This window comes from Paenibacillus apii (genome assembly GCF_011043685.1).
In the GTDB taxonomy this organism is placed as follows: domain Bacteria; phylum Bacillota; class Bacilli; order Paenibacillales; family Paenibacillaceae; genus Paenibacillus_AQ; species Paenibacillus_AQ sabinae.
The window spans coordinates 48,970-73,426 of record NZ_JAAKGU010000012.1 but is presented as its reverse complement, the minus strand read 5'-3'; the positions used below and the strand labels follow the sequence as shown (position 1 = coordinate 73,426).

The window sequence follows — 24,457 nt, the reverse complement described above, 5'->3', positions numbered from 1 at the left end:
ATGAATCTGGCGGTAATCGGCACCGGCTATGTCGGCCTAGTATCGGGCGTATGCTTTACACTTGGGGGTAACCATGTTATTTGCGTCGACAAGGATGAGGAGAAGATCGCCCGGCTGGGCCAGATGAAGTCGCCCATCTACGAACCGGGAATCGAAGCGCTGATCGAAATGAACCTGAAAGAGGGAAGACTGAAGTTCTCCTCCGATCTCCAGGAGTCGGTTCGCCTCTCGGATATCGTCATCCTTGCTGTCGGTACGCCATCTCTCCCGAACGGGGAAGCGGATCTGCAGTACATCGAAAGCGCGGCGGCGGACATCGGCCGGGCCATGGAAGGTTATAAGATCATCATGACGAAGTCTACCGTTCCCGTAGGAACGAACGAGAAAATCCGCCAGATTATCGCTGCCCACACCGGCTATCCGTTCGATATCGTATCGGCGCCGGAATTCCTCCGGGAAGGCTCGGCCATCCAGGATACGCTGCATCCCGACCGGGTGATCATCGGTCTCGACAACCCGGCCCTTGAGCCCGTCATGCGGGAGCTTCATCAGGGCTTCACCGAAAATATTGTTGTCACCGACATCCGCAGCGCGGAAATGATAAAGTACGCTTCGAACGCTTTTCTGGCGACCAAAATTTCGTTCATCAACGAAATCGCCAATATCTGCGAAAAGGTAGGAGCGGATGTGACCGAGGTCGCCGAGGGAATGGGCCTGGACAAACGCATCGGCTCTTCCTTCCTCCAGGCGGGAATCGGCTACGGCGGCTCCTGCTTCCCGAAAGATACGAAGGCGCTGATCCAGATCGCAGGGAACGTCGACTACGAATTCAAGCTGCTGAAATCGGTGGTCGAAGTCAATCAGGGCCAGCGGTTCATGATTCTTGCGAAGCTCCACGAGTCGATAGGCAGTCTGCAGGGCGCGACAATCGGAATCTGGGGACTGGCCTTCAAGCCGAACACCGACGATGTGCGCGAATCGCCGGCAAGGGAGATTATCGAGGCGCTCGTTAAGGAAGGCGCGCATGTGAAGGTGTACGATCCGATTGCCGCGGACAATTTCCGGAAGCAATACGATCACCCGCTGATTCACTGGTGCGCCGTGCCGGAGGAAGCGGGAACCGGCAGCGACGCGGTCTGCCTGCTCACGGATTGGGCCGTGTTCAAGGATATTGATCTGCACCTTCTGGCCGCAGGAATGCGCAAGCCGGTCCTGATCGACGGGCGCAACGTCTATTCCAAAGAACAAATCGAAGGAACCGGGCTGGAGTATTATTCGGTGGGACGCCCGCGGATGGGCGGACTCAGCGGCTTGTCTCCAAGCGTGGCAGGAGCGGTATAAGCGGTATATATCGGTATGTGACGAACCGGATCAGGGGCGGCGCGGCCGCGGGCGAAGCAGGTTAAGCCGCGGCGCCGCCGCTACCAAGAGATATCCCGTTAAAAAGCAGGCTGTTCACAGCTGTATCATGACCATTATGAGGGAGGGTATCATTATGAAACTGGTATTATTGTCTGGCGGTTCGGGAAAACGGCTGTGGCCTCTGTCCAACGACTCTCGGTCGAAACAGTTTCTGAAGGTGCTGGAAAGCCCGCTCGGTGAGCCGGAATCGATGGTTCAGCGGGTATGGCGGCAGCTGGGAGAAGCGGGACTTGCGGAATCGTCGTATTTGGCGACAGGACGCGGGCAGGTGGAGATGATCCAAAGCCAGCTGGGCGGGGATGTTAAGATCATCGTCGAGCCCGAGCGCCGCGATACGTTTCCGGCCATTGCGCTGACGGCTGTCTACCTGTATTCGGTAGAAGGCGTTCGCCCGGATGAGACCGTCGCGATCCTCCCGGTCGATCCTTATGTGGAAGGCTCCTTCTTCGGCTCGGTTTCACAGCTGGAGCAGGCGCTTGACGATACCGGCGCGAATCTGGCGCTGATCGGCGTTGTGCCGGAGCATCCCTCGGAGAAATACGGATACATCATTCCTTCGGGCGGCGCGCCGGAGAAAGAGGTAAGACCGGTTAGCGGTTTCCTGGAGAAACCGGATCGCCTGCGGGCCGAAGAACTGATCGGACAGGGCGCCTTGTGGAACTGCGGGGTGTTCGCCTTCCGGCTGGGATATCTGCTTAATATTTTACAGCAAAAAGGGCTGCCTTTGACTTACGAGGAGCTGCAGAAGCAGTATAAGCTGCTCTCTTCCATCAGCTTCGATTACGAAGTGGTTGAAAAGGAAGACAAGATCGTTGTCCAGCCGTATGACGGATTCTGGAAGGACTTGGGAACCTGGAATACGCTGACCGAGGAAATGGCGAGCAACCAACTGGGCAAGGGCGTGCTGACCGATGATTCCTCTACAAGCTGCCTTGTCAACGAGCTTGACATTCCGATCACGGTAATCGGCGCCCAGGACCTGATTATCGCCGCGAGTCCGGACGGCATCCTCGTTACTCACAAATCGGAAAGCCCGCGCATCAAAGAGGTGCTGAAGGGCACGGAGCAAAGACCGATGTACGAGGAACGCCGGTGGGGCCACTATAAGGTGATCGATTACGTCAAATACCAGGAAAGCAATGAAGTGCTGACTAAGCGGATTTTTATCGCAGAGGGAAAAAATATCAGCTACCAGTATCATCTCAAGCGCAGCGAAATCTGGACCTTCATCAGCGGGGAAGCCAGTATCATCCTCAACGAAAAATTGCATAAGGTGAAAGCCGGAGACGTTGTGCGCATACCGGAAGGAACGAAGCACAGCATTCTCGCTTTGACCGATGTGGAATTCATCGAGGTTCAAACCGGATCGGAGCTGGTGGAAGAGGATAATATCCGCATAACGCTGGATTGGAAGGATATTGAACTGCAGCAGTTTATCTCGTAATAATGCCTGAACGAGGGATAACCTACTTATTAACCATATAACAAGGTTGTTAAACGGGTCTTTTGACTCATTTATTAGAAGATTATGAAAATCAGTCTTCATCATTAATTGTACACCGTCGATATTTACGGTAGAAGGTTAAGCCTTCCAATACGACAAAGGCAAACCTATCGCGAGGTAGGGACGCAAAGCCATAGGGCCTCTCCATTTCAGAGAGGCAGCCTGGCTACCGAAAGGAAGATGAAATTGAAAGTTCACCGTACGTATCGATTGTTCTACATGCTGGTAACCCTGACTCTGCTCCTATCATTTGTTCCGTTCATGGGCGGAGGAAGCGCATCGACCGTTTCCGCGGCGGCTGTGTCCACAGCGCCGGTGACCCCCGACGCTTCACCCGAAGCGGTCAAGCTGCTGAGTTACCTGTATTCCATTTCCGGTACCCGAATCATCACCGGTCAGCACGACTATCTGGAAAGCCCGGACGAGTTCAACAACAAGCTTCAAGTTACGAGCAGCAGATATGCGGCTCTCCATGGATATGAGCTTGGCGCGATCAACGGCCAAACGGACGGCGCCGTAACATGGCTCCGGCAAAATGTGGTGAACAGCGCCATCAAATGGTATAAGTCCGGAGGCATCGTCGCGATGACGTTCCACGAGAATCTGCCGGGAACATCATACAGCTGGTCCAATGTGCAGATGTCGTTATCCCAGGCCGACTTCGACAAGTATGTTACACCCGGAACCCCGGAGTACCAAAATCTGATCACGGAGCTGGACAAGGTGGCGGTTTCGCTGAAAACCCTGCGCGATGCCGGAGTGCCCGTTCTGTGGCGGCCCTATCACGAAATGAACGGGGGCTGGTTCTGGTGGGGCAAGAAGACCAATTTCACCGACCTCTGGAATATTATGTACGACCGTTTTGTCAATGTTCATAAATTGAACAACCTGATTTGGGTGTGGAGCCCGAATGCTCCGAACAGCTGGGCCGATCCTTACGCCAATACTTATCCCGGTGCAGATAAAGTGGATATTCTGGCGGCGGACATTTACAACAAGGATTACAGACAGAGCTATTATGACGATCTGTTAAGTCTGGCCGCTGGCAAGCCGATTGCCATTGGCGAGAATGGTGAAATGCCCGACCCTACAATGCTGCCCAAATATCAGAGTAAATGGGTCTTTATGATGACCTGGGGCAAAATGCTCTATGAAAACAACACCACGACTACAATCAAGAGTTTTCTGAACAACGGTTTTACGTTAACCCGCGATGAAATTAGTACGGCTCTGGCTTCGTATACGGTGCCAATGCTGTCGGAAAGCCCGACGCCAAGTCCGTCGCCGACACCATCGCCGACACCGATACCGACGCCGAGCCCAACACCATCGCCGTCACCGAGTCCAACACCGACACCTACGCCAAGTCCGACACCGACGCCGGTACCATCGCCAAGCCCGACACCGACGCCAACACCAACATATACGCCGGACAATCAGCAGTCCGCTGCGGATTCTTCAACCGGTAGCTCATCCCTGACCGCGCCGCTGCCTTCGGCCACGCCTTCGGGGCCGCGCCATGGCCTGCTGGGCGAATATTTTTCAAACATGCAGTTAACCGGAACGCCAACGTTGGTGCGGGAAGAATCGGCCATCGATTTCAACTGGGGACTCGGAACGCCGGATTCCACCGTCGGTCCCGATAAGTTTTCCGCGCGGTGGAGCGGCAAAATCAAGCCTCTGTACACCGAGAACTATTCCTTCTACACCAGTTCGGATGACGGTATTAAATTGTGGGTCAACGGCGTTGCCGTTATTACCAGCTGGTCTACCCAATACGGTCTAGAGCGGAAGGGTAGAATCGACCTGGAAGCCGGGAAACTGTACGACATTAAAGTTGAATATTACGATAATACGGGAAGCGCCAAAGCGCGTCTGATGTGGGAAAGCAGCAGCCAGATCAAGGAAGCCGTTCCAGCAAGCGCGTTTTATCTTTCCGATTCGCTCTGATATAGCTTTTACGGCGATCCCCCCACGGGTGCTCCCGATACTTATCATCACAATATTCAGTTCATTTGAGCCTTGCGAGGCCCTGCTTAATACAGCAGGGCTTCAAAACTATAAGCCCCTCTTGGGGAAGGCCATCTTTCCGAAGCATTCGGGAGGCCGGCTTTCTCCGAAAGGATTCCAGGCTTTAGAAAGGATGATGAAATTGAACAAATCCTCCAAGTATCGGTTGTTCGCTTCAGTTTTGCCTTTGATTCTGATCATGTCCCTGCTGCCGTGGATGCAGCCGGAAACCCCGCCAAAGTCCGTAATCCGGACGCCGCCCGTACCCGTGAATCCGTCAGCCTCGGCTGAAGCAAGAGAACTGCTCGGGTACCTTGCGGGTTTAAGCGGCAACAGTCTGATATCCGGCCAGCATGATTATCTGGAAAGCCCGGACGAATTTAGTAACAAGCTCGAGAACGCGACCGGCAAGTATGCCGCGCTTCACGGTTACGAGCTTGGAGCTATTAACGGCCAGTCGCCGGACACGATCGACCGCCAGCGGAATGCCGTTGTACATAGCGCCATCAACTGGTATAGAAGCGGCGGAATCGTGGCCATGACTTTTCACGAGAACCTGCCCGGCACTGCTCCCACCTGGTCCAATGTCTCCATGAGTCTGAGCCAGAGCGAGTTCGACGCCTACGTTACTCCCGGCACGGAACAGTATAAGCGCCTGATTGCCGACCTGGATCAGACCGCAGGATATTTGAAGCAATTGCAAAGCGCTGGGGTGCCCGTTCTGTGGAGACCCTACCATGAAATGAACGGAGACTGGTTCTGGTGGGGCGGGAAAAATAATTTTTCGGCACTCTGGGGTATTATGTATGACCGTTTTGTGGGTAAACATAAATTAAATAATCTGCTCTGGGTATGGAATCCGAATGCGCCCAACGGGTATGCCGACGCCTACGATCCCTATTACCCGGGGGCGGACAAGGTCGATATTCTGGCAGCGGATATATACAATAACGATTATCAGCAGCCGTATTACGACAGTCTGCTGAAGCTTGCAGACGGCAAGCCGATCGCCATCGGCGAGAGCGGCGAGCTGCCCGATCCCCGGCTGCTGGCCAAGAGCCAGAGCAAATGGGTCTATGTGATGACCTGGGGAAAAATGCTCACCGAGAACAACAGCCAGCAAACCATCAACAGATTCATGAACGCCGACTACACGTTGTCCAAAGAAGATTTTATCCAATGGGTTGATAAAGAGGCGGTGGCTGCCGGCAACGGACTACGGGGAGATTACTTCACCAACAGAGAACTGGAAGGCAAGCCGGCTTTCAGCAAGACTGACGCGAATTTGGACTTAAGCTGGCAGGAGGGGGCGCCCGGGGAAGCCGTGAACAGCAACTTCTTCTCCGTGAGGTGGCAAGGCCGCCTCAAAGCTCCCGGCACCGGAAGCTATACAATTAAAGCGATAGCCGACGACGGTGTACGGGTATGGATCGGCGGCAAGCTTGTCATCGACAACTGGGCGCTTCAGAACGATGTTCCCCGGGCAGGAACGATTAAATTGAAAGAGAATACCTTTTACGACATTAAAGTGGAGTACTTCGAAAATAAAGGTAAAGCCGATATCAAGCTGCTCTGGCAAGGACCGGGGCGGCCGGAAGAGGTCATTCCTCCCAAAGAGCTTTTTCTGCCCGACTAAACAATGATTGTAAACCGGGAGGTCGGACTCCTTGAGAAAGCGAGGACAGGAAATGAGTATACCACGAAAAGCCCTACCTTTAACCGTACTTTTGAAGCTTGCAGGATTTATCGTCTTATTTTTGCTGTCTGTCTCTTTTTTAGGGAACGAAGGAGCGGAAGAACCCGGAAATTCCAACTTTTCCACCGCGTATAAGACAGCGCCCGTATCCCCGCCGGGGAAAATCATCTGGCAGCTGGGCACTCGGAATGAATCGTCCGGCGAGTTCGCGCTCAGGGATTCATCATCCGCGGGGAGCGCAGTGAGTATGGATACATCTGAACTTGACACGGGAGATCTCAAAAAGGTGCCTTCCGGTCTTAACGGCAAGAGCTTGCCCGAACTGCGAATCTCGTATAGCTTGACCCAAATTCCCGACAATGGGGTATTGTTTCAGGTCAGCATTCTCGACGCCCATAAATCCGTCCCGCAGATGGCGGCCTTTTCCAACAGCCAGCTGTCGGGGATAATTCAAATCGCGGGCGCCGCAGGAACGGGCAGCGGGTACGATTACCGTAAAACATACGAATTGTATATTCCGAAGGAACAACTGAAAATAGGCACAAACGAGCTCAAGCTGAAAGTGGTTCGTTCCATGTATGCGTCGAGCGCGGAGGATCAATATTCATGGTGGACCTGGGACGATCTCAGCCTGCGTTCGCTGAATTCGCCGATCAGCGATCCGATTAACGGCAGCTATGTGCTTACGGGCACCATGGTTGCCAACAAGCAGTTTTATTTTGATACAGGCGCCACCGCTCATCTGCCGTACATTATCAAGTGGCTTGGTTTGGCGTACAGCGGCAATATTATGCGGACGGGCGGCGCCAGCGATGTAAGCTTTTCCCGTTCCGACCTGGAGAATTACTACAAGGTGCTTAAGGATTACAATATGCAGTCGGTCGCGCTGTATTTGTACACCGGAGATATCAAGCTGAATGCGGACGGCTCTTTGCCGGATAGCGCGAAGAAGAAGCTGACCGAATATTTCCGGCAGTACGGCTCTTATTTTCAGTATTACGAGGTAGACAACGAACCGGGATTGTTTAACCGCTCCAAAGCGGTCAATCTGGCGATTGCCGACTGGCTGAACAAGGAGGGCAAACAAATCGCGCCCCATCTCAAGACGGTTGCTCCGGGCTGGGCGTATTGGCCGGCATACAGAGAGGATTCCTGCGGGAGCCAGAGAGGGGGCGTCAAGCAATGCGGCGACCCGGACGGCTGGGAACGCGATCCCGAGCAGCGGCTGGAGCTGGAGAAGGTCACCGATCTTACGAACGGCCATTCATACGGGGATTCTTATGTTGCCAAGAACGGCGGCAGCTTTACCGAGAACTTGAAGACGTTCCAAGGCTCGAATGACGGGCTTCCCAAAAAAATGCTGGTGACCGAGTTCGGCACTTCCGACACCCATGTGGACGATTATCATTACGGGGCGAAGGAGCGGACGTCGGCCGCGTTCGACCGGATCATGAGAGCTCATATCGGCTATGCGGATATGTTCGTGCAGCACGCCGCCTTTTTCTACAATTTCAGTCTGTTTCAGTTCAAAAACATCAACTTGAAGACGCATGATCCGGCCAAGACGGAGATTTACTACACCAAAGAAGGCGAGGATTCCCGCGTCAGAATCATGCGAAGACTGAGCTTGGCCTATGCGACTCACGGCGCTCCGCTTACCTATAATCTGCTGAACCAAAGCGCGCTTGCCGACAAACTGGTATACGTCCGGGCCGTGGATACCTCCAAGCTGGCTCCGCTTCCCGGGAGCAACGCGACGTCGAACAAGGTCCTGGTGAACTTCGTCAATTTCGAGAACACGCCGCAGACCGTAAGCGTCAAAGTTACCATGCCCAAGCAAACGCTCTATGAGGGGGAACGTTTCGGAGACGGTAATACGTATGAAGAATCGCGCCGCTACGTGACCGGCCTGCAGGCGCAGCCTGAGCTTACCTTTACGGAAACGCTGGCCCCTGGAGAAGCGGTTCAATATATTTTGCAGCCGTCCTCGGAAGTAGGGGATGAGGCGCCCAAAAACCTGACGGCCACCGCGGTTAGAGGGACCTCCGTACGGCTGAATTGGCTGGAATCTCCGGGGAACGGCTATGATGTGTTTCGCGCGGAGGGCACGGATAGCCAGCTGAAGCAGATCGCCTCTAAAGTTCAAGCTACGTCGTACACCGACCGCGCGCTCAAAGAGGGAGTACTGTACACTTACGGGGTCCGGGTCACGGGCAAAGCGCTGCTGTCGGCCAAGACGCAAATTACGGCTACCGGCCTTGTGCCGGTGGACCGGACCGACTGGAAGGTCTCGGACAATTTGAACATGAGCGAAAGGAAGCTTTTTTACATGATCGACGGAGATCTGAGCACCCGGTGGGATAGCGGTAAAAATATGACCTCCGGAGAAATGGTTCAGATCGACATGGGAAGCTCGCATTCCATAGAGGCCGTAGAGATGGACACCTCCAAGTCTCCTTACGATTATCCGAGGATCTACAACATTTATGTATCGGAGGACGGGCAAAACTGGCAGCAGATTACGTCGGGCAGGGGAAGGAAGGACGTCAGCATGTATCCTTTTGCCCAGACAAGGGGCAGGTATGTCCGAATCGTCCAGACCGGAACCGGCGGAAATTTCTGGTCCATCCACGAATTGCAAATTTACTCAAGAGAGTAGGCGAAGCTGCAGAAACTTAATAGGGAGGACACGACATCTTTAGAAAGGGCGTGATCGACAAGATGACTCATCAAGCCGATTCCATCCTTATGCTGCTGGCTGCTCTCATGCTGATAGGAGTGCTGTCCACCAAATTTTCTTCGCGGTTCGGGTTGCCGTCCCTGGTCCTGTTTATCGCCGCCGGCATGATTCTCAGCCGCTTTGTTTACTACAATAATGTGCCGCTCACTCAATTTGCGGGCCTGTTCGCCCTCGTTGTCATTTTGTTTGAAGGCGGCATGCAGACTCGCTTTAAGGATATCCGGCCCGTTATCGGTCCGTCGCTGGCGCTTTCCACCCTGGGGGTTCTGGTGACCACTGGCGTAGTAGGGCTGTTCGCCACCTGGGTCCTCGATGTTTCCTGGGCGGAAGGGCTGCTGTTCGGAGCCATCGTCGGATCGACGGATGCCGCGGCGGTCTTCTCCGTACTGGGCGGCAAAAATATCAACAAACGCCTGACTTCCACGCTGGAGGCGGAGTCGGGCAGCAACGACCCGATGGCGGTCTTTCTTACCGTGTCGCTGATCGAATGGATACACCATCCGGATACCGCGGTATGGCGTCTGCTGCTGTCTTTCATCTGGGAGATGGGAATTGGCCTGCTCATAGGCCTGGCAATGGGCAAAACTACTGTTCAGGCGATCAACCGGATCAACCTGGATTCCACCGGCCTTTATTCCGTTATGGCCTTCGGATTTGCCGTGCTGACCTACGGCTCGGCCGCTCTGCTGCACAGCAGCGGTCTGCTTGCGGTCTATACGATGGGGCTTGTTCTCGGCAATTCCGAGCTTACCAACTACCGCACCATTATGAGCTTCAATCACGGATTCGGCTGGATGATGCAGATCTTCATGTTCATTTTGCTCGGTCTGCTGGTCTTCCCCCAGGAACTGGTGAATATAGCCTGGGAGGGGCTGCTTCTGTCTTTCATATTAATGCTAGTGGCGCGACCGGTCGGCGTCTTTTTAAGCCTGCTCTTTTTTAAATACTCCATTCGTGAAAAAACGCTCATCTCCTGGGCGGGACTCCGGGGCGCCATTCCGATCGTTCTCGCCATGTACCCGCTCCTGGCCGGGCTGGAGCACGGCAGGATGTTCTTTAATGTTGTCTTTTTCGTCGTCCTGACCTCGGCCGTCATTCAGGGAACAACCATCTCCCCGCTAGCGATGAAGCTTAAGCTGATTGGCTCACAAGCGGGAGGCTCCCGCTGACGACTTTACATTGATCGCGGGAATGAAATATAGTTGAACGTTAGCGGGGGCTCTTCGGAGCCCCCTTTTTCCTATGCAGCCTCTTATCAGGCCAACCGAGTGGGTGTGACGGATATAACAGTTCTTTCCAAGAGGGACATGGTAAAATATGCACCAATTAAATACAGTCAATGGATTGCAAAGCAGCTAGATTTGTGCTAAATTAAATATAGATTTAGATTAAGTCTAAATATTAAAGAATTTAAGACCGGAGGAATGAATCAATGAGCACTGATCTGAAAACTCAAACCGAACTGCATGCCGTATTGAATCGTCAAACTGCCAACTGGACACTGCTGGGAATTAAGCTTCATCATTATCACTGGTTTGTTACTGGTACGGACTTCTTTACGCTTCACAGCCAATTCGAAGAATACTATAACGAAGCTGCGGGCTATGTGGATGAGCTGGCTGAGCGTCTGCTGGCCATCGGCGGCAAGCCCGCTTCGACAATGAAAGAATACCTCGCTCTGTCCAGCCTGCAGGAAGCAACCGGCGGCGAGAGCGCCAAGGAAATGGTGGCCGCTTTGGCAAAGGATTACGCGCTTCTTGCGGAAGAACTGAGCGCCGGCATTACGCTGGCCGAGGCATCCGGCGATCAGCCGACAGGCGATCTGTTCATCGGAATCCGGACAAATGTTGAGAAGCATGTATGGATGCTGAACGCTTATCTCGGCTAAGAAGGGGATGTCTGCCGGCTGCGCACAGGCGGCAAACGAACGGCGGAAGCTTAAGCAGCGCCAAATGGCCGGTTCCAGTCGGATTATGACTGGAACCGGCCATTTTGATTTTGGCATCCGTTTATTAATTAGCGGGGGATGATGGATTACTTGATGAAGACGCCTCCGAAGGGCAGCACTTCCCTTAGGAATCGTTTGAGAATGCCGTCCTCCCGGTTCTCTTGTTCAAATCTGCGGTTCTGCCGGCCGGCCTGAAAGAGGACCGGGCCGCTGCCGGTCATTTTCCAGTGATAGCTCATATGCTGGCTGGCCAGATGATTCCCGTAGACCGTCAGTTCCAGCTTGGCATTCTCGGGATAGGCGATCACGCTGCCCGCATCGACATACAGAGGCTCGACCGGGTCCAGAGCCGCTTCGCACACGGTTCCTTCGGTCAGAATGCCGATGCTTCCGCTGCCGGAGAACCTGACCTTGATGAGATCACGGGTCACAATCATATTTTTCACGCTCAGAATACGGGTCTGCATTTCAATGCCTTTGCTGTAATAGAACAAATGCCTGAAGTCATAGAGCAGGTCGTCTTTGCCTTCCAGCCGGAACGTTTTGATCCGGTAGCCTGGCGGCAGCGCCGCCGTGAACCTGCAGGGACCGGTCATATCCGCCCGGATCAGCTTGCGCTTGCGGTATATTCCCTTAACATCCATCAGCCGGTCGGCCCTTCCCGAGGAAGGTCCCTGATACGCTATGATTTGCTGCGGATGCAGTACATGAATTTCCTCATTCTCCTCCAGCGTGAAGGTCAAGGCCTGGCCGCTTGAAGAATGTTCTTGATCCTGGACTTCCACGTTCACCGCCCTCACCTCTTCCCGATAGTCCCAGGTATTCTGTGCCGTACTGTGTATTAACGAAATCTGTCTCCTTTGCTTGAGCGGCTGCGCATGCCGAGGCGGATAACCCTGGTCAGCACAAAATAGCCCGCAATCAGTCCGAGTCCTGTAAATATAGTCACCTTCAGCCGGTGGACATAGCCTTCCCGGGCGGCACGCTCGTCCCTCAGCTCATCGACCATCGCGGTAAGCATCCGGTTCTGTTCCTGCAGAGAGGCGTTTTCGCTGCGGTAGGTTTCCAGTTGATGCTGGGTCTGGTCCAGCTGATCTATCGTCTGGCCAAGCTGATCCTTCGTCTGCTCCAGCTCGCTTACGGTCTGTTGATAGCTTTCCTGCAGTTCATTTACCTGATCCGGCAGCTCGGAGAACTGCTCCAGCCCGCGGTACAAATCGCCGAATACATTCGCCTGGGCGGCTGAAGCCGGCAGACTGTAAACCAGGGAAGCCATTAACACAATGGCGCCAAGCAGACGGGGGAGTGCAGGAAGAAATTTCGATTTCATAGGTTGATCACCGCCAGACATGAAGTTGGGTTTCTTTCATACTACTATACTGATTATAGCATGTCAGCATCCGGGCAGATTGCGGCAAAAGACGCCGCCCGATCCGCGTTTTGTTGTAGGGTCAGGTCTTTTTATTCAATCGGCGCGTCCCGGGAGGCGGAAGAGAAATCTATCGGAATAATTCGGTATAATGAAATAAATCATTGCAAGATGCAAATTATAGCGGGTGCTGCCATAGGAGCGGTTTACTTTCGGGTGAATATGCTCTTTTTTTGTCGATAATATCAAACCGAACATACATTCCATGACAAGGAGTTGTCCGCCAATATTGGTACATTATATAGAAGACCCAAAAAAAGAAAGAGGTGGAAATCATGCATGCCAGTATTCAACCGGCTTATACATGGAGCCGCGATTGCATTTTTTCCGGAAAACCCCAAAAAGCCGTCCTCCTCATCGAATGGCGCGGATTCGTACAGCCGATTACAGGGCGGAAGAAATCCAATCCAATTGCTGCGCGCGATATTGAGCTGCGTATATGGCTTGAGCCCCATGTAAGCCTGACCGGCCTGCATGGCTGCCACAAGGCGGACAGCGAAGACCGGGCGATCGTTCTCTCACTGGGGACGATCCGCGCGGGGCAGACGAAATATATCGCGTTGGATTTTGATTTGGAGCCCCGTGCGTCCGGCCGCTACGAGATGCTCTGGCTTCAGTGGGGATACCGGCAGCGGACAGGCGAACGGGAACGGGAACTGCCTGTGCAGAAGCTGACGCTGGAATACAGCCGCCACACCGGATACATGGATGAGGTCTGCTCTTTTTACGTTGAGAAGCACCGGGAGCTCCTGATAGCGGAGAAGACCATTACGGAGGCTCTGTCTTTATACGCCTGCGGGCAGCAGACTGACGCCCGGGAGATGCTGCGGCGTCATGCCGACAAGCTTCTGCTGCTGGCCGTGCGCTCCGGAGACAGCGTGCTGCTGCGTCAAGCCGAGCTGCTCTATAGGCAGAGCGAATGGAAGGAAGGATCTCTCCTTGAAGAAAACGGGGAACCCCGATACGCAAACGGGTAAATTTTCAAAAAAAATATAGGAATTAATACCTAAACAATTATATGAGACTTTATGCTTATTTTTATAAAAGAGGAGTTTATAATCGCACTGTTAATTGTGTTAAAATAGTAAAATAGTTCTATTACATATCCCATTATGTGGAATTATTTAGGTTTGATATAGACGCACATTTCCGAATGCAGCTTAAAGACGAATTTATTTTACTAATGTTGGCAAGGAGTAGTTAATATGACAGACCGATTAATTCGTCTGATGCGTGTAATTACGCTCGTTCAGGCCAAGCCCGGCATCCTGGCGCGCGAATTGGCCGAGCGCTGCGGCACCAGTGAGAGAACGATTTATCGGGATATGGATGCCTTGAGCGCCATGCATATTCCAATTACCCATTTGGGCCACGGGAAGGGTTATGCTTTTATCGGTAATTTTGCGCTGTATCCCCTGGACTGGTCATCGAAAGAAGCGGCCGCTTTTTCGCAGCTTCGCGTCAATATAGATAAGATAAAGCCTTGGCTGCCCGAAGGGTTCGAGAGCGCCTACGAGAAGGTGTTGGCGGCTGATTATAAATTCAGAGCGGATCGGGAAGAGAATATGGAAAGCGCCAAGAAGGAAGCCGGCTCTCTCTTTCTCGACCGGTACGATTCCGGCACGGAGCAGTCCCATCTGATTCGCATTCTGAACGCTGTGCTGAAACAAAAAAGCATTCGAGTCGATTTCTGCGATAATTCGCAGGAGGAGAGCGGAATCGAAATCGACCCGTATTATCTGGTCCCGCTGGACAATCGTTTTCATCTCATTGGCTACTGCCACAGCTTCAAGGCCTTTCGCAGCTTTCACACCCATGACCTGACGAATGTAAAGCTGCTGGATAGGCCTTTTTCCAAACAATCTTTCAATTTGCAGGCATTTACGAAGCAGAAATGGTCCGTTGAAGAAGACAGCCTGCGGGTGATGTTCAAAGTCAGGTTTTCCGACAACGCGCTGGAAGAGATCAAGCGGAGGAAACCGGAAATCGCCCCTGTAGAAATGAAGCCCCAGGGCAAATATGCCTGCTTTGAAGTTTCGCTTGAGCGGGACAGGGAGTTCATGGAATGGGTAGCTAATTTTAAAGAGGAAGCGGAAATCATCGAACCCACCCATTACCGGGAGGCCTTCCGCTATCGTATTGAGAAGTGGCTGTCGCTGTATAAATAGCGCAGTCATTTTTTTATGTGTTTTTTTATGTAATCATATGTATGTTCATGCAAGTTGTGAAAAAAGAGAACCCGAGTTTCAAAAATTTATTCTTGTCGGAGCAGATTATATATAGTAAAGTCAATAAATATAACAACTGTGTTGGTTTAAAGCGGCATCTCTTTCATGTGATGTCAGGTTAATACTTTCATGCGATGTCAGGTTCGGTGCTCTCTGCAGACTTTTGGAGAGTTTTTATTTTATTCAAATTTGACCTATGTTCAATTCATACGGGAAAAGAGGTAAGCTTCTTTGGTTCAGCCTATATTGAAAATCGAGAATCTGCATACGCATTTCTTTACGGAAAAAGGGGAAGTGCCTGCGGTCGACGGCGTCGATCTCTATATCAATCCCGGCGAGGTGCTTGGCGTGGTGGGAGAATCGGGCTGCGGAAAAAGCGTCACCTCCCTGTCCGTGCTGAAGCTTGTGCCGAGTCCGCCTGGCCGCATTGTGGACGGCCGCATCGTCTTCAAGGGGACGGATATCGTGCCGCTTAAAGAGAAGGAAATGCGCAAAATCCGCGGCAACGCTGTCTCCATGATTTTTCAGGAGCCGATGACCTCGCTCAATCCGCTGTTCACTGTAGGGCAGCAAATTATTGAAACGGTGCGCTTGCATCGGGGGCTGTCCAAAAAGGAAGCCCGGGAGCATGCGGTCGAAATGCTGCGCAAGGTCGGCATTCCAAGACCGGAAGCGATTATTGACGAATATCCGCATCAATTATCGGGTGGCATGCGCCAGCGGGTAATGATCGCGATGTCGATCTCCTGTAGTCCCGAGCTGTTGATCGCGGACGAGCCGACCACGGCACTGGATGTGACGATTCAGGCGCAGATTCTGGATCTGATCCGCCGTCTCAACGAGGAGCAGGGCACAGCCGTCATGATGATCACCCATGATCTGGGCGTCGTTGCGGAAATGTGCGACCGGGTAGCGGTCATGTACGCCGGCAAGGTGGTGGAGGAAGGCTCGGTGCACGATATTTTCAAAAATCCGCTGCATCCTTACACCCAGGGGCTCATCGCTTCCGTGCCGAGAATGGACGAGACCCGCGAGCGCCTGTATTCGATTCCGGGCAACGTGCCTATTTTGAGCAAGAATATGCAGGGCTGCCGGTTTGCGCCGCGCTGTTCCCATGTGATGGACATCTGCCGCCAGTCTCTGCCGGAGCTAACCCTTCAGGAGAACCGGCACAGCTGTAGATGCTGGCTGCATGACGGTAGTCAGGAGGATGCAGTATGAGCGAACATTTGCTGGAAGTGAAAGGACTCAAGAAATACTATCCGATTAATAAAGGGTTTCTTAATAAAACACAGGGCTTCGTCAAAGCCGTAGACGATATTTCGTTCGCGGTCCGCAGAGGCGAGACATTCGGCCTGGTGGGAGAGAGCGGCTGCGGCAAATCGACGACCGGACGCTCGCTGCTTCGGCTGATCGAGCCGACGGCCGGGGAGATTCTGTTCGAGGGGCAGGACATCCGCAAGCTGTCCGCGGAAGAACTGCGCAAGCGGCGCCGGGATATGCAGATTGTCTTCCAGGACCCGTTCTCCTCGCTCGACCCGCGCAATACCGTGGAGCGGATTCTGGAGGAGCCGATGATCGTGCACGGCGTTGGCGACGCCAGAGAGCGCAAGGCCGCCGTTCAGCGGCTGGCCGATGTCGTCGGCCTGTCGAAGGCGCACCTTCAACGTTTCCCGCATCAATTCTCCGGAGGCCAGCGGCAGCGGATCGGCATCGCCCGGGCGCTTGCCCTTCAGCCGAAGCTGATCGTGGCGGACGAGCCTGTCTCCGCGCTGGACGTATCGATCCAGTCGCAGGTGATTAACCTGATGCAGGATTTGCAGCGCGAATTCGGATTAACCTACATATTTATCGCGCATGATCTCAGCGTTGTGAAGCATATTTGCGACCGGGTCGCGGTGATGTATTTGGGGCGAATCGTCGAGATTACCGACAAGGAGAAGCTGTATTCCCATCCCCAGCATCCTTATACGCAGGCGCTGCTGTCGGCGGTTCCCGAGCCCGATCCGGATTTGCGGAAGGAGCGCATCATTCTCCAGGGCGAGGTGCCGAGCCCGGCGAACGCCCCGGTCGGCTGCGCCTTCAGTACGAGATGTCCTCATGTGATGGACATCTGCCGGAATACGCGTCCGCAGCTGACGGAGACGGAAGAGGGGCACCTGACGGCCTGTTATTTGTACGACAGGGAAGCCAAGACGCAGCTGGCCTAAAGACAGGGAGGACCGGCAGGCTCTGACCGGAAATTCTGCCATATGCGCAAGACAAGGTTTATGGCCGTTCTCTCAGAGCGGCTCTATATAAACGCATCATATACAATTGTGGGGAGAAAGGGGTTTTACGAAAATGAAGAAATGGGGCAGTCTGGCTTTAACACTGATGCTTGGCGCGGGTCTCGTGCTGAGCGGCTGCGGTGGCGGCAACGACGCAAGCTCGAATAACGGCGCGGCGGCAACCAGTTCGCCGGCAAGCACGGCGACTGCCGGCGCATCGACGCAGGATACGCTGGTGGTGGGACGCGGCGGCGACTCCGCTTCGCTCGATCCGGCGATTGTTACCGACGGCGAATCTTTGAAGATCGCGCACCAGGTATTTGATTCCCTGCTCGAGTACAAGCCGGGAACCTCCGAAGTTCAGCCTTCCCTGGCGGATAGCTGGGAAGTATCGCCGGACGGCCTGACTTATACGTTCAAGCTGCATCCGGGCGTTAAGTTCCATGACGGCACGGATTTCAACGCTGAGGCGGTTGTCTTCAACTTCCAGCGCTGGAGCGATCCGAAGAGCGAGTTCAAATTCGAAGGCGATTCCTTCGATTACTATGATTCCATGTTCGGGCCGGACGGCGCGCGTGTAATCAAGGAAGTGAAGGCGGTCGACGACCTGACCGTACAATTTACGCTGAATCAGCCGCAGGCTCCGTTCCTGCAAAACCTGGCGATGACTTCCTTCGGCATCGGAAGCCCGGCCGCAATCAAAGAAAAGAAAGCGAACTTCAAGAACGAGCCGGTCGGCACAGGCCCATTCGTCTTCAAGGAATGGAAGCATAACGACTCCATTACGCTCGACAAGAACGCAAGCTACTGGAGAGCAGGCCTTCCGAAGCTGAACAAGGTGATCGTCCGTTCCATTCCGGACAACTCCGCACGCTTCAACGCGCTGCAAAACGGCGAAATCGACCTGATGGAAGATTTGAGCCCTGACGATCTGTCCACACTGGAAGGCAACAGCGATCTGCAAAAGATCGAACGTCCTCCGTTTAACGTGGCCTATCTGGGCTTCAACTTCAAGAAGAAGCCTTTCGACAACGTAAAAGTAAGACAGGCGCTGAACTATGCAGTGAACAAACAAGCCATTATCGACGCATTCTTCGCCGGACAGGCGCAGCCGGCCGTCAACCCGATGCCGCCGTCCCTGTGGGGCTATAACGACCAGGTGAAGGACTATGAGTACAACCTGGACAAAGCGAAGCAATTGCTGGCCGAAGCCGGTTACCCGAACGGCCTGCCGGATACGGTAACGCTGTACGCCATGCCGGTATCCCGTCAATACATGCCGGACGGCAAGAAGGTCGCCGAAGCGATTCAGGCGGACTGGGAGAAAATCGGCGTGAAGACCGTCATCGAGTCTCCGGAATGGGCAACTTACCTGGACGACACGAAAGCTGGTGAGAAAGACGACATCTACATGCTCGGCTGGACGGGCGACAACGGCGACCCTGACAACTTCCTGTACACGCTGCTGGACAAGGATGCCATTCCGGGCAACAACCGCACCTTCTATGTGAATGAAGATCTTCACAAGCTGCTGATCGATGCGCAGAAGGAGACGGACCAAGCGAAGCGTGCCGACCTGTACAAACAGGCTCAAGTCATCATCAAAGAAGACGCTCCTTGGATTCCGCTCGTGCATACTACTCCGCTGCTTGCGGCCAAAGCAAACCTGAAAGGCTTTGTTCCTGGACCGACAGGTACGGAATATTACAGCGAAGTTTACTTCGAATAGCTTCATAGCACACGATCTTGCCGTCGCTAAAGAGCGGCGGCAAGCCCGTGTAAGGAAGGTGATCCGTTCTTGAGTTCCTATTTATTAAAACGCGTCATGGTGCTGATTCCCGTGCTGATCGGGATGACGATAATCGTATTCTCCATCATTCATGCCATTCCGGGCGATCCGGCGGAGACCATTTTGGGCCAAAAGGCGACGGAGCAGTCCAAGCAGGAGCTGCGTCAGCAACTCGGCCTCGACAAGCCCTGGATATCGCAGTACTTTGATTATATGGGCGATCTGCTGAAAGGCGATTTGGGGACCTCCATCCGCACCAAGACGCCGATTGCCAAAGAGATCGTGCCTTACCTGGCGGCTACGCTGGAACTGACGGTGGCCGCAATGCTGTTCGCCACCTTTGTCGGCGTAAATGCCGGCATTTTGAGCGCTTGGAAGCAGAATTCATGGTTTGACTATACCGCGATGATTATCGCGCTCATTGGAGTGTCCATGCCGATATTCTGGCTTGGCCTCATGGAACAACTCGTGTTTGCGTTAAAGCTGCACTGGCTGCCCTCAATCGGAAGGATGAATCAGCGGGACCCGGTGGAGAGTATTACGAACCTGTATGTCATCGACAGTATTTTGGCGGGACGCTGGGATCAGCTTTGGACCGTCATCAAGCATTTGATTCTCCCGAGCATCGCGCTCGGAACGATTCCGATGGCGATTATCGCCCGGATGACCCGCTCCAGCATGCTGGAGGTCATGAATTCGGACTATATCCGCACGGCCAAAGCCAAAGGATTGTCACAGTTTGTCGTTGTGTACAAGCACGCTTTGAAAAATTCGCTGATTCCCGTGCTGACCGTCGTTGGTCTGCAGACGGGAGCCCTGCTCGGCGGGGCGGTGCTGACAGAGACGATCTTCGCCTGGCCGGGCGTGGGACGGTATATATTTGAAGCGATCAGCTCGCGCGATTATCCGGTTATCCAATCCGGAATTCTGATCATCGCTTTTATTTTCGTTATTATTAATCTGCTTGTGGATCTGCTGTATGCCGTCATCGATCCGCGCATTCAATACAAGTAAGGAGGGAACCTTTTGTCACAGGCATCATTGAATATGAATCCGGAAACGGCTGCTGCCGAAAAGGTCTCCGGCCCTTGGCGCGACGCATGGAAGGCATTCCGCAAAAATAAAACGGCGATGCTCGGACTCGGCATCATCGTGTTCTTCATCCTGATCGCGGTGCTGGCGCCGTTCATTGCCCCATACGATTACAAGGAGCAGGTGCTGATGGACCGGCTGAAGGCGCCGTCCGCGGATCATTGGTTCGGAACGGACGACCTTGGCCGGGATATGTTCACCCGTATTATCTATGGCGCGCGCATTTCGCTTTGGGTGGGTTTCTTCTCTGTTATCGGCTCCATTATCATTGGCACCGTGCTCGGCGTGCTCGCCGGGTTCTACGGCAAATGGATTGACATGCTCATTTCGCGTCTCTTCGATATCCTGCTCGCGTTTCCGAGCATTCTGCTGGCGATCGCCATCGTGGCCATTCTCGGGCCGTCGCTGCAGAACGCGCTCTACGCCATCGCCATCGTCAACATTCCGACCTACGGCCGGCTTGTGCGCGCGAAGGTGCTCAGCCTGAAGTCGGAGGAGTATATTACGGCGGCGCGGGCCATCGGCATGAAGAACACCCGCATTCTGCTCACGCATATTCTGCCGAACAGCCTGACGCCGATTATCGTGCAGGGAACGCTCGGCATCGCCACCGCGATTATTGAAGCGGCTGCGCTCGGCTTTCTTGGTCTCGGCGCCCAGCCGCCGGAGCCCGAGTGGGGCAAGATGCTGTCGGATTCCCGCCAGTTTATCCAGAAGGCGCCTTGGACGGTCGTCTTCCCGGGCCTGTCCATTATGCTGACCGTGCTCGGCTTCAATCTGATGGGCGACGGTCTGCGCGATGTGCTTGATCCCCGGACGAAAAATTAACAGTTTCATAGTTTCCCATACCCTTTAGATTCTTGAGTGCGGCTTTAAGCCAAGCGCCAAGGGCTGAAGGGTATTTTTTTGCTGAAAGATAATCCCGGCTCTGAATCTTGCGAGAAGTGAGGGAGAGACGTGAGAAAGGTGTGTGAGGTTAATTGCCTTGAGTTATCTCATGTTATTTCGACAAGAATTCATAAATTATTTTTAAACTTAACAAAAACACATATATTATAACAAAATATATAGTCGGTTATCGAAATGTGTGCTAGAATAGCTCCTAAATCATATGAATACATACATTGGAGGATTGGGAGAATGTTAAAAAAGCTAGCAATGGTAGTCATGGCGGTGGCATTATTCGCTGCAACGCCCCTGGCCACAGGCGGTAAGGCAGAGGCTGCGGGCAAGACCCAAATTATCGTATCGGCAGCAGCGAGTCTGCAGGACAGTCTGGATAAAATTGCCGTTCAATACGAAAAGGCCCATCCGAATATCGATCTCGTCTTTAACTATGCGGCATCCGGCACATTGCAGAAGCAAATCGAGCAGGGCGCTCCGGCAGACCTCTTCTTCTCGGCAGGCGACAAGCAAATGAAAGCTCTCGTTGATGGCGGGCTCATCTCCACCCATAAAGAACTGCTGAAAAATCAACTGGTGGTTGTAGTTCCAGCAAGTTCGAAGACAAAGCTCACTACGATTTCGCAGCTTACAGGATCTTCGTTCAAGAAGGTGGCCGTAGGCCAGCCGGAATCCGTACCGGCCGGACAATATGCGCAGCAATCGCTGACTTTCAAAAAGATTTGGGCCCCGCTGCAAAGCAAACTGGTCTTCGGAAAAGATGTGCGCGCCGTACTCTCTTATGTTGAAACAGGCAATGCAGACGCCGGCTTTGTCTACAAAACCGATGCTCTGACCTCCAGCAAAGTAAAAATTGCTTTGACAGTGGCCTCTTTCGCCCATAAACCGATTAACTATCCGCTCGGCATCGTTAAGAGTACAGAACACCAGGCTGAAGCCGAAGCGTTCTACGCTTATCTCCAAACAAGCGCGGCAACCAGCGTATTTAAATCATATGGATTTTTGCTCTACTAATTATTAAAGACTGCGGGTTGAGGACATGGACATCAATTGGACCGACTTTATGGCCCCGGTGTGGCTATCGATTAAAATAGCAGTAATAACCAGCTTGATTGTATTTATCCTTGCGGCGGCGATTGCCAAAGCGATGGCGAACCGGAAGTTTCCGGGCCACAGCCTGATCGAAACCGTGCTCTTACTGCCCTTGGTTCTTCCGCCTACGGTTGTGGGTTTTGTACTTCTGGTCGTGTTGGGAAGAAGAAGCTGGCTTGGCGAGTGGTACGAAAATTTAACCGGTGGAACGATACTGTTTACCTGGGGATCGGCGGTAATTGCGTCCGTCGTGGTTGCTTTTCCGCTCGTTTACCGCACGCTGAAAGCCGGTTTCGAGGGTGTCGACCGCGATTTGGAAGATGCGGCGCGCGCGCAGGGGGCGGGAGAGTTTCAAGTGCTCCGGTATGTTACGCTTCCGCTCGCCATCCGGACGCTTGCTGCAGGCTATGTCCTTGGCTTTGCCCGCGGACTCGGCGAGTTCGGAGCAACGATCATGGTGGCCGGGAATATTCCCAATCGTACTCAGACGATTCCGACAGCCATTTATGTGGCCGTAGACGGCGGGGACATGACGCTTGCATGGCTGTGGGTCATTTCCATTATCGCCATCTCGGCGATCATGCTGATGTTTGTCAACCGGTATTCCTGAAAAGGGACGTATAACGCAGATAAACCCTCCTTCATCCGGCAGCGTAGAGGCTTAATGGATAGGGGAGGGTTTGTTTTTAAGTGTTCAGCCTTTGAAGATTGGGATAGCTGTTTCGTTTAAGCGTAAGGGCTTACGTTTCGTAAATGATGTTCCCGGTTTCGGACAAGTCATATCCGTAGAGCGAGCCCAGTTCATTATGCAGCGCCTTGGAGCGGCATAACTCGAGTACAGCCGAGATCCACTCCCGGTTCTCGGGACGTTTCAGCATCACAAGGTCGTACTTTTCCTGGATTAGCGGAATGAAATCCACGCCTTCAACCATGCGGGCGGCTTTTTCGTTTCCGACGCCGACATCGGCTTCGCCCCGGGCAATCTTGCCAGCAACTGTCAAGTGACTGATTTCTTCCGTTAAATAACCGTCGATCTTCATTCCGTCCACACCGTTCAGGCGCAGCTGCTCATCAAGCAGCACCCGGGCGCCCGATCCTCTTTCCCGGTTAACGAGCCGCAGACCCGGTTGTCCTAGATCTTTCCAGCTATTGAGCCCCTTGGGATTCTCCTTCTGTACATAGAGGCCAGCCGCTCTACCCAGCAGGCGGACGACAATGAAGCTGGAGCCTACGAGGAGCTTGCGGATGTAAGGAATATTATATTCGCCCGAATCGCCGTCAAGCAGATGCGTGCTGACGATATCCGATTCCCCGCGGTACATGGAAATCAGACTGTCCAAGCTGCCCGCATAGGAACGCAGCGGGCGCAGCGAGGGCGAGAACTTTTCCAAATGCTGCGCCAGAATATCCAGACTAATATCCTGTCCGGTAATAACGATATCTCGCGCCGATGATCGGAATCCCCCTGGAATAGCGGCATTGTGAGCGAGGCCTGTGCTCTGAACCGGAGGCTGTACCGGAGCAAGCATGGGAGCCTGGCGTCCGATTCCTCTGGACTGCTGCTTGTACTGTTCAAGATCCGAAGCGTCCACGCGCATTTGTTTGCCGACCCGATATGAAGAAAGCTCGCCTTTTTTAATAAGATCATAGACCTTAAGCTTTGATATCTTAAGCAGCTGGGCAACCTCTTCGGTTGTATAGGATGTATTGTCGGACATAAAATAAAGCCTCCTAAAAATTGGGCTGCGCCCGGCAGCCGTCGCACTACTAGGGCATTAACACAAGACTACCTTATTTTTGGCCCGGACGCAATTATTGCGGGCGGAGAATACAAAAGAACCGGACGCACATCTCCTTGGATGTGTATCCGGTTCTTATTGCGTCGGATTACCATGAAGCGGGCAGCCGCCCTTAAGCCATGAGCAAAACCGAGGAAGCTTTGAAAAGAGCGGTTACGGTAGAGCCTTCTTTAATACCAAGTTCTTCAAGAGCATCCAAAGAGATAATGGAAGTAATCGTCTGTCCGCCGGCATCAATAACAACCTCTGCATTGATCGGGCCTGCTTTTACCAGCGTTACGCGGCCTTCCAATTGGTTTCTGGCGCTAAGTTTCATTTAGCATTCTCCTCTCGCTTTTGGGTAATAAAGAGATGTATAGGTAAGTGATTCATGATGTCTAATTATAATCATTTATATCAAAATATAACTAAAACATATTTGATATATCAAAATTATACTTCATAATGTTGGTAAATGCAAGATATTTTGAGTAATTATGATATATTTCGTGAAAATGCATCACTTTATCGAGGAAAAGCGGGGATTTTCCTGAAT

At 53.1% G+C, this 24,457-nt stretch carries 19 protein-coding genes, 1 pseudogene and 1 riboswitch; of the genes and pseudogenes, 16 read left to right on the top strand and 4 right to left on the bottom strand.

Features of this window, described 5'->3' with window-relative positions:
* The 7 genes and pseudogenes from G5B47_RS21000 to G5B47_RS20970 all read left to right on the top strand — a co-directional run bounded on the left by G5B47_RS21000 (position 1) and on the right by G5B47_RS20970 (position 11,260).
* Complete coding sequence (locus G5B47_RS21000; RefSeq protein WP_165102349.1) at positions 1 to 1,341, top strand: UDP-glucose dehydrogenase family protein; 1,341 nt, start codon at positions 1 to 3, stop codon at positions 1,339 to 1,341.
* A gap of 154 nt (positions 1,342 to 1,495) precedes the next feature.
* Positions 1,496 to 2,866, top strand: a complete 1,371-nt coding sequence (locus G5B47_RS20995; protein WP_165102347.1) for a sugar phosphate nucleotidyltransferase — start codon at positions 1,496 to 1,498, stop codon at positions 2,864 to 2,866.
* A gap of 150 nt (positions 2,867 to 3,016) precedes the next feature.
* Positions 3,017 to 3,100, top strand: a riboswitch (cyclic di-GMP riboswitch).
* A 12-nt stretch (positions 3,101 to 3,112) separates the two neighbouring features.
* On the top strand, positions 3,113 to 4,876 hold the full coding sequence (locus G5B47_RS20990; RefSeq protein WP_235957256.1) for a glycosyl hydrolase: 1,764 nt from the start codon (positions 3,113 to 3,115) through the stop codon (positions 4,874 to 4,876).
* A 196-nt stretch (positions 4,877 to 5,072) separates the two neighbouring features.
* Positions 5,073 to 6,572, top strand: coding sequence for a glycosyl hydrolase (locus G5B47_RS20985; RefSeq protein WP_165102585.1), 1,500 nt, complete (start codon positions 5,073 to 5,075; stop codon positions 6,570 to 6,572).
* A gap of 307 nt (positions 6,573 to 6,879) precedes the next feature.
* Positions 6,880 to 9,291, top strand: a complete 2,412-nt coding sequence (locus tag G5B47_RS20980) for a discoidin domain-containing protein (RefSeq protein ID WP_235950219.1) — start codon at positions 6,880 to 6,882, stop codon at positions 9,289 to 9,291.
* A gap of 62 nt (positions 9,292 to 9,353) precedes the next feature.
* Positions 9,354 to 10,514, top strand: a pseudogene (locus G5B47_RS20975) (potassium/proton antiporter); the annotation flags it as partial.
* A 290-nt stretch (positions 10,515 to 10,804) separates the two neighbouring features.
* Positions 10,805 to 11,260: a Dps family protein gene (locus G5B47_RS20970; RefSeq protein ID WP_165102335.1), complete on the top strand. Its 456-nt coding sequence runs from the start codon at positions 10,805 to 10,807 to the stop codon at positions 11,258 to 11,260.
* Between the two features lie 146 nt (positions 11,261 to 11,406).
* Here G5B47_RS20970 and G5B47_RS20965 read toward each other — a convergent pair whose 3' ends face one another.
* Complete coding sequence (locus tag G5B47_RS20965; RefSeq protein ID WP_165102582.1) at positions 11,407 to 12,105, bottom strand: AIM24 family protein; 699 nt, start codon at positions 12,103 to 12,105, stop codon at positions 11,407 to 11,409.
* Positions 12,106 to 12,161: 56 nt separating this feature from the next.
* On the bottom strand, positions 12,162 to 12,650 hold the full coding sequence (locus G5B47_RS20960; protein WP_165102333.1) for a hypothetical protein: 489 nt from the start codon (positions 12,648 to 12,650) through the stop codon (positions 12,162 to 12,164).
* A gap of 374 nt (positions 12,651 to 13,024) precedes the next feature.
* On the opposite strand from G5B47_RS20960, the gene G5B47_RS20955 reads away from it, so the two are divergent.
* The 9 genes from G5B47_RS20955 to modB all read left to right on the top strand — a co-directional run bounded on the left by G5B47_RS20955 (position 13,025) and on the right by modB (position 22,733).
* Positions 13,025 to 13,726: a hypothetical protein gene (locus tag G5B47_RS20955; RefSeq protein ID WP_165102331.1), complete on the top strand. Its 702-nt coding sequence runs from the start codon at positions 13,025 to 13,027 to the stop codon at positions 13,724 to 13,726.
* 228 nt (positions 13,727 to 13,954) lie between these two features.
* The gene (locus tag G5B47_RS20950; protein ID WP_165102328.1) at positions 13,955 to 14,917 is read left to right on the top strand and encodes a helix-turn-helix transcriptional regulator; all 963 of its coding nucleotides are present in this window, start codon (positions 13,955 to 13,957) and stop codon (positions 14,915 to 14,917) included.
* Between the two features lie 291 nt (positions 14,918 to 15,208).
* A complete protein-coding gene (locus G5B47_RS20945; protein WP_165102325.1) occupies positions 15,209 to 16,198 on the top strand; it encodes an ABC transporter ATP-binding protein in 990 nt (329 codons plus the stop codon).
* Positions 16,195 to 17,187 carry an ABC transporter ATP-binding protein gene (locus G5B47_RS20940; protein WP_165102323.1) on the top strand — a complete coding sequence of 331 codons (993 nt, stop codon included), beginning with the start codon at positions 16,195 to 16,197 and terminating at the stop codon, positions 17,185 to 17,187. Before G5B47_RS20945 ends, G5B47_RS20940 begins: the two co-directional genes overlap by 4 nt.
* 133 nt (positions 17,188 to 17,320) lie before the next feature.
* A complete protein-coding gene (locus G5B47_RS20935; RefSeq protein ID WP_165102320.1) occupies positions 17,321 to 18,976 on the top strand; it encodes an ABC transporter substrate-binding protein in 1,656 nt (551 codons plus the stop codon).
* A gap of 69 nt (positions 18,977 to 19,045) precedes the next feature.
* On the top strand, positions 19,046 to 20,050 hold the full coding sequence (locus G5B47_RS20930; RefSeq protein WP_165102317.1) for an ABC transporter permease: 1,005 nt from the start codon (positions 19,046 to 19,048) through the stop codon (positions 20,048 to 20,050).
* A gap of 33 nt (positions 20,051 to 20,083) precedes the next feature.
* The gene (gene nikC, locus G5B47_RS20925) at positions 20,084 to 20,956 is read left to right on the top strand and encodes a nickel transporter permease (protein ID WP_165102579.1); all 873 of its coding nucleotides are present in this window, start codon (positions 20,084 to 20,086) and stop codon (positions 20,954 to 20,956) included.
* A gap of 312 nt (positions 20,957 to 21,268) precedes the next feature.
* Entirely contained in the window at positions 21,269 to 22,045 is a 777-nt protein-coding gene (modA, locus tag G5B47_RS20920; protein WP_165102314.1) for a molybdate ABC transporter substrate-binding protein, read from the top strand.
* A 25-nt stretch (positions 22,046 to 22,070) separates the two neighbouring features.
* Positions 22,071 to 22,733 (top strand): molybdate ABC transporter permease subunit, encoded by a 663-nt coding sequence (gene modB, locus G5B47_RS20915; RefSeq protein WP_165102311.1) that lies wholly within the window; start codon positions 22,071 to 22,073, stop codon positions 22,731 to 22,733.
* Positions 22,734 to 22,863: 130 nt separating this feature from the next.
* Here the strand turns inward: modB and G5B47_RS20910 are convergent, their stop codons facing one another.
* Together G5B47_RS20910 and G5B47_RS20905 are read right to left on the bottom strand one after the other, a co-directional pair.
* Positions 22,864 to 23,841: a helix-turn-helix transcriptional regulator gene (locus G5B47_RS20910; RefSeq protein ID WP_165102308.1), complete on the bottom strand. Its 978-nt coding sequence runs from the start codon at positions 23,839 to 23,841 to the stop codon at positions 22,864 to 22,866.
* A gap of 193 nt (positions 23,842 to 24,034) precedes the next feature.
* Positions 24,035 to 24,238, bottom strand: a complete 204-nt coding sequence (locus G5B47_RS20905; RefSeq protein ID WP_165102305.1) for a TOBE domain-containing protein — start codon at positions 24,236 to 24,238, stop codon at positions 24,035 to 24,037.
* Positions 24,239 to 24,457: the final 219 nt, after the last annotated feature.